22 protein-coding genes are annotated in these 14778 nt (G+C 30.8%); 1 reads left to right on the forward strand and 21 read right to left on the reverse strand.

Annotation, left to right across the window (positions count from 1 at the left end; translation table 11 throughout):
* The 6 genes from RDK80_RS15030 to RDK80_RS15055 form a co-directional block, all read right to left on the reverse strand.
* On the reverse strand, positions 1–836 hold an 836-nt coding region (locus RDK80_RS15030; protein WP_308524732.1), incomplete at its 3' end, for a CPBP family intramembrane glutamic endopeptidase.
* 70 nt (positions 837–906) lie between these two features.
* Positions 907–1431 (reverse strand): hypoxanthine phosphoribosyltransferase, encoded by a 525-nt coding sequence (gene hpt / locus RDK80_RS15035; protein WP_094903356.1) that lies wholly within the window; start codon positions 1429–1431, stop codon positions 907–909.
* Between the two features lie 164 nt (positions 1432–1595).
* Positions 1596–2270 carry a single-stranded DNA-binding protein gene (locus RDK80_RS15040; RefSeq protein ID WP_201259981.1) on the reverse strand — a complete coding sequence of 225 codons (675 nt, stop codon included), beginning with the start codon at positions 2268–2270 and terminating at the stop codon, positions 1596–1598.
* Between the two features lie 207 nt (positions 2271–2477).
* Positions 2478–3098, reverse strand: a complete 621-nt coding sequence (locus tag RDK80_RS15045; protein ID WP_094903354.1) for a hypothetical protein — start codon at positions 3096–3098, stop codon at positions 2478–2480.
* Positions 3099–3131: 33 nt separating this feature from the next.
* Positions 3132–3908: a polysaccharide deacetylase family sporulation protein PdaB gene (gene pdaB, locus RDK80_RS15050; RefSeq protein WP_094903352.1), complete on the reverse strand. Its 777-nt coding sequence runs from the start codon at positions 3906–3908 to the stop codon at positions 3132–3134.
* Positions 3909–4056: 148 nt separating this feature from the next.
* On the reverse strand, positions 4057–5151 hold the full coding sequence (locus RDK80_RS15055; RefSeq protein WP_308524733.1) for a polysaccharide deacetylase family protein: 1095 nt from the start codon (positions 5149–5151) through the stop codon (positions 4057–4059).
* A gap of 197 nt (positions 5152–5348) precedes the next feature.
* Between RDK80_RS15055 and RDK80_RS15060 the strand changes: the two genes are divergently transcribed.
* A complete protein-coding gene (locus RDK80_RS15060; protein ID WP_094903348.1) occupies positions 5349–5558 on the forward strand; it encodes an alpha/beta-type small acid-soluble spore protein in 210 nt (69 codons plus the stop codon).
* Positions 5559–5738: 180 nt separating this feature from the next.
* Here the strand turns inward: RDK80_RS15060 and RDK80_RS15065 are convergent, their stop codons facing one another.
* From RDK80_RS15065 to RDK80_RS15135, 15 genes are all read right to left on the reverse strand, one after another.
* Positions 5739–5864, reverse strand: coding sequence for a CD1375 family protein (locus RDK80_RS15065; RefSeq protein ID WP_308524734.1), 126 nt, complete (start codon positions 5862–5864; stop codon positions 5739–5741).
* Entirely contained in the window at positions 5864–6028 is a 165-nt protein-coding gene (locus tag RDK80_RS15070; RefSeq protein WP_308524735.1) for a hypothetical protein, read from the reverse strand. The genes RDK80_RS15065 and RDK80_RS15070 overlap by 1 nt, the downstream gene beginning before the upstream one ends.
* Positions 6028–7515 carry a hypothetical protein gene (locus RDK80_RS15075; RefSeq protein ID WP_308524736.1) on the reverse strand — a complete coding sequence of 496 codons (1488 nt, stop codon included), beginning with the start codon at positions 7513–7515 and terminating at the stop codon, positions 6028–6030. The genes RDK80_RS15070 and RDK80_RS15075 overlap by 1 nt, the downstream gene beginning before the upstream one ends.
* A gap of 1 nt (position 7516) precedes the next feature.
* Complete coding sequence (locus RDK80_RS15080; RefSeq protein WP_308524737.1) at positions 7517–7885, reverse strand: hypothetical protein; 369 nt, start codon at positions 7883–7885, stop codon at positions 7517–7519.
* Positions 7882–8181: a hypothetical protein gene (locus tag RDK80_RS15085; protein WP_308524738.1), complete on the reverse strand. Its 300-nt coding sequence runs from the start codon at positions 8179–8181 to the stop codon at positions 7882–7884. Before RDK80_RS15085 ends, RDK80_RS15080 begins: the two co-directional genes overlap by 4 nt.
* Positions 8182–8395: 214 nt before the next feature.
* Positions 8396–8569 carry a hypothetical protein gene (locus RDK80_RS15090; RefSeq protein ID WP_308524739.1) on the reverse strand — a complete coding sequence of 58 codons (174 nt, stop codon included), beginning with the start codon at positions 8567–8569 and terminating at the stop codon, positions 8396–8398.
* Positions 8569–10101 carry a hypothetical protein gene (locus tag RDK80_RS15095; RefSeq protein WP_308524740.1) on the reverse strand — a complete coding sequence of 511 codons (1533 nt, stop codon included), beginning with the start codon at positions 10099–10101 and terminating at the stop codon, positions 8569–8571. The genes RDK80_RS15090 and RDK80_RS15095 overlap by 1 nt, the downstream gene beginning before the upstream one ends.
* Positions 10102–10470: a hypothetical protein gene (locus RDK80_RS15100; RefSeq protein ID WP_308524741.1), complete on the reverse strand. Its 369-nt coding sequence runs from the start codon at positions 10468–10470 to the stop codon at positions 10102–10104.
* Positions 10467–10766 carry a hypothetical protein gene (locus tag RDK80_RS15105; RefSeq protein ID WP_308524742.1) on the reverse strand — a complete coding sequence of 100 codons (300 nt, stop codon included), beginning with the start codon at positions 10764–10766 and terminating at the stop codon, positions 10467–10469. The genes RDK80_RS15100 and RDK80_RS15105 overlap by 4 nt, the downstream gene beginning before the upstream one ends.
* Entirely contained in the window at positions 10763–11404 is a 642-nt protein-coding gene (locus RDK80_RS15110) for a putative phage tail protein (protein WP_308524763.1), read from the reverse strand. The genes RDK80_RS15105 and RDK80_RS15110 overlap by 4 nt, the downstream gene beginning before the upstream one ends.
* A 1-nt stretch (position 11405) precedes the next feature.
* Positions 11406–12473 carry a baseplate J/gp47 family protein gene (locus RDK80_RS15115; RefSeq protein WP_308524743.1) on the reverse strand — a complete coding sequence of 356 codons (1068 nt, stop codon included), beginning with the start codon at positions 12471–12473 and terminating at the stop codon, positions 11406–11408.
* 1 nt (position 12474) lies between these two features.
* Positions 12475–12912: a DUF2634 domain-containing protein gene (locus tag RDK80_RS15120; RefSeq protein WP_308524744.1), complete on the reverse strand. Its 438-nt coding sequence runs from the start codon at positions 12910–12912 to the stop codon at positions 12475–12477.
* Positions 12909–13370, reverse strand: coding sequence for a DUF2577 family protein (locus RDK80_RS15125; protein ID WP_308524745.1), 462 nt, complete (start codon positions 13368–13370; stop codon positions 12909–12911). The genes RDK80_RS15120 and RDK80_RS15125 overlap by 4 nt, the downstream gene beginning before the upstream one ends.
* The gene (locus RDK80_RS15130; protein WP_308524746.1) at positions 13370–14356 is read right to left on the reverse strand and encodes a hypothetical protein; all 987 of its coding nucleotides are present in this window, start codon (positions 14354–14356) and stop codon (positions 13370–13372) included. Before RDK80_RS15130 ends, RDK80_RS15125 begins: the two co-directional genes overlap by 1 nt.
* A 1-nt stretch (position 14357) precedes the next feature.
* Positions 14358–14777: a hypothetical protein gene (locus tag RDK80_RS15135; RefSeq protein ID WP_216561051.1), complete on the reverse strand. Its 420-nt coding sequence runs from the start codon at positions 14775–14777 to the stop codon at positions 14358–14360.
* Between the last annotated feature and the right edge of the window lies 1 nt (position 14778).

Consider the following 14778-nt stretch of genomic DNA (forward strand, 5'->3'; position numbering starts at 1 on the left):
GTATTTGTTTCTCTTGGTTGTATATCCTGTTGTATTCCTTCCTCACCTTTAGGTAACCTTTTAATCAGTTTTATAAGGATAATTAAAGAACATATAGCAAATATGCTAAGCACTGCTAATAGGATCAGCATTTGAGTCTGATAAGGTATTTCATATGCTGGCACATCTATAGCTTGACTTTGTGCCTTCATCCCAAAATATCCAATAGTCATAGCTAGCCCATTGTTTAATGTATGCCCAAGAATAGAGGAGTATATGGAATTAGTTTTATAGACAATTATACCAAAAATTAGTCCTAAAAATGTTGGTCCTGCAAAATTTTGAAGATTTAAATGAAAAAGGCCAAATAATATTGCAGAAAATAATATTGCCTTCTTTTTTCCTATATCTTCATAAGCATTCATTATTGTCCCCCTAAACATTATTTCTTCACATATACCAGGTGACAAAGCTATAATAAAAATACTTAAAAAATATAATCCTAAATTCTCAGGTATAGGAACTGAACTTGGTACCATTTCTCCGAAAAAACTTAAAATAGTTATTACTAGAGTATTTAAAAATATTGCTACCGGATATGAAAAAATTGTAATCCAAATAATATACCATGCTTGTTTTAGACTAATCTTATTAAGTCTCAAAGACTGTTTTAAAGGTATTCCTGTTAGTTTTAAATAGATTAGATTGGGCAAAAGTATTATTATATATTCTGTAATAAGTAATCCAGAATATATCTCTTTACTTTGAACTATAGATCCCAGAAAGAATAATAAAAGCCCAAGTGCTAAATATAATACATTAACTTGTAAAACACGCGATTTTTTGAAACGTTCCATATTTTTTCTCCTTTTACTTATATTTAATGACAATAAATTCACCTACAGAATAATTCCTGTAGGTGAATTTTTAATCAAATGTAAAAATGTAAGGTATATTTCTGTAGTGATCACCATAATTAAGCCCGTAGCCTACAATGAAAACATCTGGTATGCTAAACCCTACAAAATCTGGCTCCAAGTCTACTTTCCTTCTACTAGGCTTATCCAACATTACACATATCTTAACAGAATTTGGCTTTTTTAGACTTAAAATTTCCTTTACCTTCTTTAAAGTATATCCAGAATCAATAATATCATCTACTATTAAAACATCTTTTCCTTCTACATCTGCTCTAATATCATGTACAATTTCTACGTTTCCTGATGATACTTCATCATGTCCATAACTAGCAGTTGTCATAAAATCAATCTCAACTGGTATAGATAATTCCCTAACTAAATCTGAAGCAAAAATAAAACTCCCTCTTAACAATGATACAACCAACAGATTCTTGTCTTTATATTCCTCAGATATAATTTCTCCTAATTCTTTAACTCTAGTGCTTATACTCTCTCTACTATAAAGGGTTCTTTCTCTTTTGCTGCCTCCCAAGCTTATTCTCTCCTCTCTCTTAAGTTAAACATCATTTGGATTTTTAATTAGCATCTTTCTAATATCCCTAATCTCCCTTAATATAAGATTAAGCGTATATTGAATACTTATTAATATTATCAATATTATAGCACTAAATATCATTTTTGTATCCATAAATTATCTTATCCTTCCTGTTCATATACCACCAATCTATTATTATCATTTTCAACATATTCTAGTTTTGACACCGATACTTCAAATGCAATCTTTCTCTCAACTTCACCTGTAGAAAGTTTTTTCTGATATTCTCTGCTTTGAATCCTACCCCAAAGTCTAATATGGTCTCCTATTAACATCTTCTCACAAAATCTTGCATTTCTTCCCCAAGCAATACAAGGTATATAATCTGATTTATTATAGGACCTATTCACAGCTATTAAAATATCAGTTATCTCTCTGCCAAAAGGTGTAGTTCTATAGATTGGTTTTTTACATATATACCCATCTAAATAAATTTCATTAGGCTTTCTCAAAGTTTCTATTAATTCTTCTTCATCTGGTATATAAATATCCTTTGCAAATATGGTCAAAACTAATCTATTGCTATTGTCAATATATCTATTATAGGACCTAAGTTGTCCCTCTATTATAACATATTGACCAATAGATAAATCCATATCTACCATAAGCCTCTCTGAAATTGTAACAGGTAACAAGTCTATTGAATCACTTAATCTAGGTACTTCTAAATCAATACTATAAAACCCTTCTCCATACATCTCATGACTAAAGACCTTTTCGCTTGCCACTTTACCTACTAACCTTACACTATTTGTATCCATAATCTTATCAATCATTGCTATTGTCCCCCTCTATTCCTATGTTTTTTAATCTATATCTAATATATTCTACTAATGAAAATAATATGAACAAAAACAAAAAATAATAGATATAGCAAACTTATCTTTCGTATATATCTATTATTAGACAAATTTTTAAAAAATCCTTCTTTTTTTGCAAAATTTGTTAAAATTTTTTCAATTATTTTTTGCAGTTATTTTTTCTTAAACTATATGAGTATTAAAATTCATAAAAGTATTTATAGAAAATTTATCTACTCCAAGAAGTAATCCACAGGTAATAGTTGATATAACTGAGTAAATATCTAGTTTCTCTCTGGAATAAATTTTTATGGGTAATTCAAATGGCTCAATCATAGTGCTATCTATTCTTTTTATTTCTCTTTGAAAGCATATATTAGTTTCTATTAAGTCGTGAATATTATAACTAGAAGGATTAATAGTTGCTTTGTTATTAAATCCATAGGTTATTACTATTGGTTTAATATTATCATTCAAAAGATAAGTCCATCTTTCTTCATCGCAGTTTATGATTATATATTCCGATTCACTAAATAATTTCTTTAGTTTATGATTTTCATAATCCTTAGGACTTAAGAAAGTATGGATAAGTATATTAAAGTGAAATCCAATATTTTCTATAGAAGATATTAAATTAGATTTTATATCGATTATAATGATATTGGTATTTCCTTTATTTAATACTGCCATACTTTCGAGCTTATTTTCATAGTAGATTTTATAACCAGACATGGTGAAAATCTCTTTTAATAATTTAAAAGTTATTCTGTCCTTAGAGTTCTCTACTATTCCAATAATTATCATTTGTTGTTCCACCATATCCCCTCAAATCATTATCTATTTTACTTGAATCTGTCTTCCAGTATTATCCATCATAAAGTTTTCCTTATATATTAGTTCAGAAATTGGTACTATTTCATATCCGCTTTCTTGTAACCGCTCTATAACTAAAGGCAAATATTCTTTAATATATTTTGCATTATTATGAAACAGTACAATGGAACCATTTCTTACATTTCTTGTTACTCTATCAACTACTGGCTGCACACCTAGTTCCTTCCAATCTAGGGAATCAACGTCCCATTGAATTACATAATAACCATTTTCTCTGCAAGTACGGATAAGGTTATCATTATAATCACCAAATGGTGGTCTAAATAATGTTGGTTTCTTACCAATTAATTCTTCAATTTTCTGTCCTGTTGTATTTAATTCTTCTGCCATTTTCTCTGGACTTAATTGCGGCATATTTGGATGAGTAGTTGAATGGTTTCCTACATCATGACCTCTTTTGGCTATCTCTTTTACGTCTTCTGGATATTTATCTGCCCAAAATCCTACTAAGAAAAATGTACTTTTCACCTTATATTTATCTAGTGTATCCAATATATCATTGGTGTATTCATTTCCCCAAGCAGCATCAAAGCTTATAGCTATTTTCTTTTCTGGTGTTTCTACACTATATATAGGTAATTCCTTAGTTGGTGAAAATACAGCTGCAATATTTCCTGTAGTCTTAACAGAAACATAGACTAAAAATACTAATGCTATACATAGGACGATTAATAATCTAACTGTAATATTAATATCATTCCTATAATAAGTTTTTCTCATTATAACATCACCTCCAAGTGCTTATATAATATAATTTATTCTAAAATAAAATTTATATTACAATAGAAAATAATTGTTAATTATAAATAGAAAATAATTGTTAATTATAAATAGAAAAAATCCCTCGTAAAACGAAGGATCTTTATCTCTATTTTCCATAAATATATAATTCTTTACCATCTAAACCTTCCAAATTTATTGTTTCCTCTAAAACTTTAGGCACAGTAATTACTTCCTTGATTCCGTCTGAAATATATCTTTTTTCTGGATTCTTATCAAAGTAATCTAACCAATTATATATTCCAACATTATCTACCTTTATTTCGGAGGCTCTGATTCTAGGTAATGATAAAGAGTTAAATTTACTAGATATTGGTGACTGTGCTGGATTCCAACCTACATTTAAGATGGCAATGTTTTCGTAGCTTGTACCATCAAAACTTCCTTTTTCTAGGTATCTCTCTAGTTCCTTATCTGTTGGTCTTTCCCCGTAACAAAGTGCATAAGTGTTCACTTTGTATCCTGATAATATCTTATTTATGTTGCTTACTTGTTTGGCTATAACTTCCTGTATCACATCTTTATCATCTATTTTTTTCATTCCTCTATGGTCAATAGTATGATTTCCAATATCATATCCATTTTCTATTAAATAATTTAGTTTATACTCTAAAAATTCTGGCTGTCGAAAAACATTGGTTCCAAATACAAAAAAAGTTGCAGTTGATTTAAAATCTGGATATTCCTCTTTAAAATCCTCCAATATTCCAATAGCTGAATTAGAATCTATAATATCTTCACCTTTGTCATTCTTTATCATCCTAAAATTATTTTCATTTCCATCATCGAAAGTAATTACTACTGGTGTCATGCCTGCTTCTACATCCATATCATTATTTACAAAATCTTTTAAACTTACAGGCCTATATCCTTTCTCATAAAGTATCAATAAATCTTTTCTAAGGTTATCAGGTGTTCTTGTCCACTCAGCCTCCTCTTCACCAATATTATGGTACATAAGAATCATCACTTCTCCAGCTTCATTAGGCTTTAAAGATAAATCTATTAATTCTTTTTGATCTTTTATTTCTTCCTCTTCTGTTTCTTCTACATCATCCCCAACTATAGAGTCTATAGGGGTATCCACTACCATATTATCCTTATTCCTATTTTTTTCACATGCGGTAAAAGTTAATAGCAAAAAACAAGATAAAACAAATATAATCTTTTTCTTTAGTTTCATATTTTCGCCCTCTGTCTATTTTATTATTTATGATAATTATACAACAGAATAAGCATAAAACAAAATCAAATTATGATTATTGACTAAACTGGCTATATTTATACAATTTAAAATTAATTTCCAGAATAAATATTGGTTGAAAGGTTATATTAATATTACAACAACAAATTAAGTTGTTGAAAAAGGAGGTTTGTCAAATGGCTAATAACAATAATAACAGAATAGTTGTTCCAGAAGCTAGAGCAGCCTTAAACCAAATGAAATTAGAAATAGCAAACGAACTAGGTATGTCAAATTATGACAGCATGGATAAAGGTAATTTGACTTCAAGACAAAATGGATACGTAGGCGGATACATGGTAAAAAAATTAGTTGAGTCTGCTCAAAACCAACTTGCAGGAAAATAACTTTGGAATAGCATAATAAATAGAGAAGTGGAATTCCACTTCTTTATTTATTATGAGTCATAAGATTAAAATTTAAAAATATTTTTATTTACCACTTAAATACAATAAAATTAACTTAAATTATGTAGATAAAAAGAAGGGCAAAAGAAAAGCCCTTCTCTATATTTTTATATTATTTTTTTAGGCTTGTGCAGATAAATATTCAGCCACTGGAACTTGATAAATTTTTGGAAGGTTTTCTATTTCTCTTTTCCCAGTTTTGACTAAGAGCCCATAAACAGGAATCATATACTCTTTTACTATCATTATTTTGCACCACCTTCTAAAATTTGTATTTTTACTCTTAATTCTTCTACCTCTTCATATAAATGAGCTACTACTTCAAATATATCTGCTTGAAATTCATTTTTCTGCATTTCTTTTTCCTCTTTAATTTCACTAAGAGGTTTTTTATTAATTATTTCAATCATTATTCAAAAGCACCTCCAAATCCATGGATAATACATTCTTCTATCGCAGTTCCTTTTTCTATAGTAAATCTTATGTCTATGCCCCATTTATCAGCTGTTTTGATATCGTTAGTAATCATATAGTGTTTACCAGTACTGACTTGAGAAGTTATGTCCTCCCATGTTGGTACTTCATCATATCCATTGTTGCAAACTTCTACCTTTGCATTAGCACCTATAGGTATAACCCAAGTCGGAGTAACTAATATCTTCGTAGCTGCAATATCTGTTTCAATAGGATTTTTTAATGTGAATTTGATTTTATCATTATACCTACTAAAAGTATAATTTTTTACAGCTGTAGCTCCATGTTCATCTATAGCCTCTATCCTGATGTTATGCTGATTTATTCCTAGCTTGTACCAGTCTTCATTTGAAATAGTAAATGTATTTGTAGCACTATCCTCTGCCTGATATTCCTCTTTTAATACATTATTGAGGTATGTTTTTACTGTAATTGAATTACCTTCATTATCAGAGACAGAAAAATCTACACTAAACGGCTCTGTTTTTTGCCCTAAGTCTTCGTCTTGACCATCTATGATAGGAGCTGTATTTGTTCTTCTGAATGTGTATCTTCGGTAGGCTATGCCGCCTTTTTGGTCATCTATTTTTATTTCTATAGTGTTTTCACTATTTAACTCTAAAGAGAATAAAGTTTCGTTTGTAATTTCTATTTCTAAATCTTGTTTTCTTGGTGCTCCGTTTATAGTCTTAATTGTAGAGCCATTTAGTTTTTCTGTTACTACTAAACTATCTCCTGCATCCGTATCATCTACTTGATATGAAATAACAAAACCTAAGTTTTTATCTCCTAAATTGCTATCTTGACCATTTATTGTAGGTGGAGTATTATTCGTCACTGTTCTTATGGGTGATGTAGTATAGCCACTAAATCCATCACTATTATGTGACCTAACTCTATAAGCTACTGTGTTCCAACCTTTAGTTATTGTATCTGTATAACTTCTACTACTTCCACTGTAGATTGAAGTATATGTTCCACCATTTACACTTCTTTCTAAATAGTAGGCAGTTGCACCCGAACTTGTACCCCACGATACTGTAAAACTTTTCCCACCTTCTATTATTGAAGGTACTGTTATCGAGGAAGGAGTGTCTGGTGGTTCTGAAACATATTCCTCTAAATATAATGTACCCGAAACAGGACTGGCTTCATTTAATTTCAATCTATAACTAGTATTAGAATCAACTTTTCCTGATGGGGTGGTGATGTTAACGGATCTACTACCAAATGTTCCTTGGAACCTTGCTCTTAATATTTTATCTCTCATATTTTCAATATAATCAGTTGTAATAGAGTTATCGAACATTGATAAACGGGCTCTTGCAGGATAACTGCCATACCACCCCTCAACTATTAATTCATCTGGACGATAATACATAGTTCCGTCAGATGAAGCACTAGCGATTATTTTCCAACCCATGCTATATCACCAACCTTTTCCCAACTTCATCATAGACCCCATGAGCCAGCTCAACACTATCCAAAGTGGCGAAATTAACTATAAACATATTATGACCTATACCATTTAATGCATTACCTTTAAGAATTGCCACCTCTATTTTAAGACTAGTTATATCATCTTTGTTTATATTAGCTTGTCGACTAACATTATAGATACCATTTTCTATATGATTCATCCTGTTGGCACTAAATGGACTACCTTCTTCTAGTATATTTCCTTCGTCTGGAATATGGGTAATAGATCCATCAGTATTTTGTATCTCTCTAAAGGTACCTGGTCTTTCTGTTATATGGTCAATCCATACCTGCTTTTCATATATATTTATCATTCTGCCACCTCCATAACTTTAATAGAAAATACTACTAGAAGTCCCTTAGTTTCATTCTTAATTATTTCTTGAGGGTTCTCTAGTAGTACCTTTCCACTTTTACCTATTAACTTTATATTTTGTATATCTCCAACTACAGTATCATCTAGCATTATAAATACTTTAAGTGTATCTACATCTATGGATGTCCTATATAGCTGTAGCTCTTTGGTTCCTGTTTTCATCTGTACTTCTACATAATCAACTAAATCCAAAATTGATTGTGCTATTTCTTGTATTCCCTCTGAAGTAATCACAGTTTCGCCCCCCACTTTTAAATGTATCATTATAATACGCTTTGTCTATATTAGCATTAACCTCTAATCTTAAATTCTTAGATATAAGTCTTAGTTTCGCAAAGGAAGGTTATATATTAAATATAAATAGGAAAAGGCATAATAGAATTTTTCCTTTTTCAACCAAAACCCCTTATATAGAAACCATGTATTATTTTACTATCATTATTTATTATCACTCTATCATCTTTACTTTAGTTCTTAAATCTACAACCTCAGATTTAAGTTTCTCTACTTCTTCATATAAACAAGCTACTACTTCAAATATATCTGCTTGTATTTCATTTTTCTGAATTTCTTTTTCTTCTTTTATTCTGCTAAGAGGTTTTTTATTAATTATTTCAATCATTATTCAAAAGCACCTCCAAATCCATGGATAATACATTCTTCTATCGCAGTTCCTTTTTCTATAGTAAATCTTATGTCTATGCCCCATTTATCAGCTGTTTTGATATCGTTAGTAATCATATAGTGTTTACCAGTACTGACTTGAGAAGTTATGTCCTCCCATGTTGGTACTTCATCATATCCATTGTTGCAAACTTCTACCTTTGCATTAGCACCTATAGGTATAACCCAAGTTGGGGTTATAAGTATCTTTGTAGCTGCAATATCTGTTTCAATAGGATTTTTTAATGTGAATTTGATTTTATCGTCATATCTAGTAAAGGTGTAGTTTCTTATTGCTATTGCTCCATGCTCGTCTATAGCTTCAATCGTAATTGAATGATTACCTATTCCTAACCTGTACCAATCCTCACTAGAGATAGTAAATGTATTTGTAGCTCCATCTTCAACCTGATATTCTTCTTTCTTGATTCCATCTAGGTATGTTTTTACTGTAATTGAATTATCTTCATTATCAGATGCAGAAAAATCTATTGAGAATGGTTCTATTTTTTGTCCTAATTTTTCATCTTGACCATCTATAATAGGAGCTGTATTTGTTCTTCTAAAGGTGTATCGTCTATAGGCTATACCGCCTTTTTGGTCGTCTACTTTTATTTCTATAGTATTTTCACTATTGAGAGGTAGAGAGTACAAAGTTTCGTTTGTGATTTCTATTTCTAAATTTTGCTTTCTAGGTGCTCCATTTATAGTTTTAATTGTAGAGCCATTTAGTTTTTCTGTTACGATAAGAGTATCAGAAGTATCTGCATCATCAACTTGATATGAGATTACAAATCCTAGATTTTTGTCTCCTAGATTTCTATCTGAATCATTTATTGTAGGTAAAGTATTGTTTATCACTGTTCGTGTAGGTGATGTAGCATATCCACTATATCCATCACTATTATAACTTCTAACTCGATATGCAATAGAATTCCAACCTTTAGCTATTGTATCTGTATAACTTCTACTACTTCCACCATATATTTGAGTCCAACTACCACCATTTACGCTTCTTTCTAAATAATAATAAGTTGCTCCTGAACCTATACCCCAGGATATAGATAAACTTTCTCCACCCTTAACTGTAGTTGGTACTGTAACTGATGATGGTGCAGAAGGTGGATATTTGGGTGGTGTATAATCTTCTTGTAAATACAGTGTTCCTCGAACATTTTGAAGAGAATCTGATGTATTTTCTCCAAAGTAAGTAGTCCCATAATCCCCTTGTGCTATTGTGGATAAAACCTCTTTACTATATCCAGAAACACTTGGCCCAGCTGTCCCAACGAAATAAGCCCTGTATTTTGCCCCTTCCTTCGGTATTAATTCGTCAGAATAGAAGAACCTATACTGCTGAGCATACCAACATCCTAACATCGCCGCCACCTTCGCCCCCATTACATGAACACATATACGTATATCTCCACCTTTTGATAACCATGCATATTCACCATTTACCTCTTTAGTTGCTACTGTTACCCAAGCCATCTATATCACCAACCTTTTTCCAACTTCATCATAAACTCCATGAGCTAACTCAACACTATCTAAATTAACAAAATTAACTATAAACATATTATGGCCTATGCCATTTAATGCATTACCTTTAAGAATTGCAACTTCTATCATAAGACTAGTTATATCATCTTTGTTTATATTAGCTTGTCGACTGACGTTATAGATACCATCTTCTATATGATTCATTCTATTGGCACTAAATGGACTACCTTCTTCTAGTATATTTCCTTCCTCTGAAATATGAGTTATAGAACCGTCTGCATTTTGAGTTTCTCTAAAAGTACCTGGTCTTTCAACTATATGATCAATCCATTCCTGCTTTTCATATATATTTGTCATTCTGCCACCTCCACAACTTTAATAGAAAATACTACTAGAAGTCCCTTAGTTTCATTCTTAACTATTTCTTGAGGGTTCTCTAGTAGTACCTTTCCACTTCTACCTATTAACTTTATATTTTGTATATCTCCCACTACAGTATCATCTAGCATTATAAATACTTTAAGTGTATCTACATCTATTGATGTTCTGTATAGTTGTAGCTCTTTGGTTCCTGTTTTCATCTGTACTTCTACATAATCAACTAAATCCAAAATTGATTGTGCTATTTCTTGTATTCCTTCTGGAGTAATCATAGTTTCGCCTCCCCACTTTTAAATGTTCCTGTCATAAGGTATCTTTGAGAAGTATTTGTCTTATTCGTATTTACAATTAATTTAGTATTAAAGCTAACTCCTTCATTTTGAACATAAGGTTTAGTTCCACATAAAAAAGTCCCACACATTAGATATGGAACTCGATATTCTTTATACTTAGCTTGAAGTTTTAGTTCTTTTGAATATTTACTTGTGAAATCATAATCCAAATGTGCTGGCTTTACCTCATCTATTGCATTAAACATATCACTTATATTTAACTGTATTACTTTTTCATTGTTAAATATAATATTGATTCTACCATCAAAGGTAACCTCTACACTACTTTTAGTAAATGCTTCAACTATAGCCTTTATCATTTCAGCATCTACCTTACCCATGCCCCTCATCTTAGCTTTTATAATACTTCTACGTTCTTCTAATGATTTATTTGGTCTAATTGGTAGCTTTAACTCTTTTTCATATATAGCTAATCCCCAAGTTGCAGTGTCGATAAAAAATTGTCTTTCTAAATCTTTTATCTCAGTATGAATCTTCTCAAGTTCAATCTCCTCAGCTTTCATAATCTCCTGAAATACTTTGGATTCTCTCTCATATGGCGGTAAATACTTTAGCATTTTACTCACTTATTACCACCTCACCTAATATCGCCACTTCTTCATTTTCTACTAATATATTTTCAATGCCTTCATTTACTCTTAAATCCGTATAATCCAATACTCCTTCTACATCCAATATTAAAGACCCTATTTGTGCATAGCTAACTAAATTCTTTTTAAATGCTATTTCTTTCAGATAGTTAACTATGCTTTCACTTATATTAGATTTGATTTCTTCTAGAGAATTGCTCATATCTTTAGTAATTGTAACTAATATATTAATATCTTTTCTCTTTGCAGATGCTACAGTGCAGAAAGCACCTATAGGTGCCTGTCCTTCCCCAAGACCTGTTATCTCTGGGTCAATATGCTTCTGTACTTCTTGAATTAAATCCATGCTAGCTGGTTGCTTATTTGAGTCTATTACTACTATTTTTACAGTATTATCGCCTTGCCATAGAGGAAAGACCCTAGCCTCTCCAACACCAACGACCTCTTTTGCCCAGTTAAGATAATGATATTTGTTTCCTGGTGTTGAAGGAGTACGAATCTTTTCATAATACCTTTGCCTTAGATCATAATCACTTTCATCATCATATCCATTCATAACCGCTTCAGTATTAGTTACAGAGGTTAATCCTGAAATAGTTATTGGAAAATGCTTTATAGCTCCTGCTGGTACATTTCCTATAGTTCCAGCTACCTCACATTCAGCCAATGCACTTGTTACTCCATTTTCTCCAATGACCTTGTTTTCAAGCAACACAAAATTTACTGTATCACTACCAATTAGATCACCCTTTTTAATACTAGATCCTTGAGAACCACTTATAACTACAGTTATAGTTCCTTTTGTTGCTGGTTTTCTTTCTATACCAGTCCTTTGATTAATAAACCTTTCTAAGTCTTCTCCTGATAGGTTCTCTATATCTAGTTTGTTTTCAACTTCTTTTATTTCTTTATCTTTCCTTTGAAACTCTATAGCGGCAGGCTTTGTAGCATCATAAAAAAAAGAGCCTTCGCTCCTATCGTATTCTTTGTTTATATTTTCAAGCATCCTATTGTGTATTTCTTTTACACTTTTCATGTTAAAAGCTCACCTCCTGCTTTATAAAATCACCATCATATAGATTTACAGTAAATATAACTCTTAGTTTATCATTTACTCTTATAAAATCCCAATTCGTAAGACTTTCTATTCTAGGATGTTTTAATACTTCTTGTGTTATTTCTCTTTTTAGTTCACTCTCAAGAAAACTTTTAGGATAGCTGTGTCCCACAATTAAATCTTCTATAGTAGTTCCATAATCTACTTCGTCATAAATCTTCCACCTGTTCTTCTGAGTTCTAAGGACTTTTTCAATCCATATTTCAATGCCTTTTTTTCCTACTACTTCTATAGGCTTACCATCCTTTAGTATAAATTCTCTTTTTTGGAAATCATATAAGAAAGTTTTACCCAAATCCTTTATTACATTAGAATCTTGTTTTGGTAATTCTAATTCAGTTATTTTAGGAAATATCATAATCTCACCGCCCAGTCAATAAGAAAATATATTTGTTCATCTTGTGAAGGAATTAATATTACTTTATCCCCTTCCTTTATAGTATCTGTTGTTTCAATATATGAAGATTCTTTGGTGGCTTCAATTCTTACAGGAGTATTTATATTTATATCTACTATCTTATGAGTATGACTTGAAGCACCCATCCCTCCATCATTGATACTATCTGTAGTTCCAATATATGTTGGAGGATTGCTTTGATTAAATTTAATCTTCTCACCTTCTATAATTATCTTTCTCTTATATTCTTTTAGAATACTAGCCCCTATAACAAGATTGCCTTTATCCAGTATTATATTCTTATCTATCTGGATTTTTATTTCAGGAGGCGGAGATAATACAGTCCCAACTATAGGTCCCATATATTTTATTGATTCTCTTTCTTTAAACATTTTAGCTAACTCACTTATTCCTTCCACTATATCACCCCTAGATTGACACTACATAAATGTATTCCATTAGTTACAGTATGATTGGCATTTTCTATCAAATACTTACCTTTCATACCAGTTAAAGGTTCTTCTATTTCAATTAGTCTTCCTGCTCTTATATCATCATGTCCTGGTATAGTTATGCTATTTTCTTCAAATACCTTTCCTAAATCCTTTAACATATTCTGCGCAACAACCTTTGCTTCACTAATGTTTTCCTTATCGATTTGCACTAATTTTTGCAGTAATCCATATTGGTTTATTAATTCACTATTTTGAACAGTATCGATTAATCTAATTTTATCTTCATTATTTATAATTACTTTAATGGAGTTTTTCATTTCTTCTATAGTTCTTTTTCTAGAAGGATTACTTATTGCATTAGTAGCCGACTCATAAGGTAAATTAGTCGCTAGTTTAAAAATAGGATTAATTATTTTATCATTTTGCTTAAAAATAAATAATCTTCCTTCCTTCATCTCCATTCTGCACTTTACGCCAGTTTCTTTTTCTACTAAATCAAGAATGTCTTTTATAACCTCACTGTGAACTTTATCAGCATATATCTTAGTTAATAATATACTGGGTATGTCTACTCCACCAACAGGTACTCCTGCTCTTGCTAAAACCTCATTTATTGCTGCATTAGAATTCATTTTATTGAACTGATAGGTCTCTTCAGATTTATTCAAGTAAAAAGCATAATCAAAGCAATTGTAGGGAATTGAACCTCTACCAGTTTTATTTTCAGTAACAACTATAGTTCTATTTACTTCCTTTTCTCCATTTTTTAATATGATTAGTGAACCTAAATCTACCGGACTTTTTGGAAAATACCTATCATCATTAAGAGCAATATCAAAATCAAGCTGTTCTCCTAACTCATTTATATTACTTCTCCATGTTATAGAACCTACAAGAGGAGTTATATTTGTCATACTGCTACCATTAACACACCAAAGTTCATGGCCCATATTATACACTCCTCTTCTCCAGCTTAATAAACTTAAATTCACTTAAAGACAATGTATAATAAACATCGCCAGAACCATCTTGCTCTCCATATTCAAAACTTTCAATAGTGCAAGCCATATTAATTGGAGTATCAGTAATAATCAGCCTTATAGGTATCCTTCTTTCTTTCCAATCTTCAATCATTTCTACATAATCCCAAGATTTATAGGTCTTATCTCTAATAAAGGAATATTCTTGGTTTGGGAAAAAAGAGCTTAGAGAAATAGACTTTAAGGAAGACAATCCTATAAGTTTTATTTCTCCTATTGAAATAGTATCATAGCTTTGATTATTCATATTAGATTGTATTTTAAATTCTTTAGGCAGAACAGGTAATTTGATTACTTGTTCTCTATTATTTACACTAATAAATATATCCATC

The organism is uncultured Tissierella sp. (assembly GCF_902479755.1).
Taxonomy (GTDB): Bacteria; Bacillota; Clostridia; order Tissierellales; family Tissierellaceae; genus Tissierella; species Tissierella carlieri.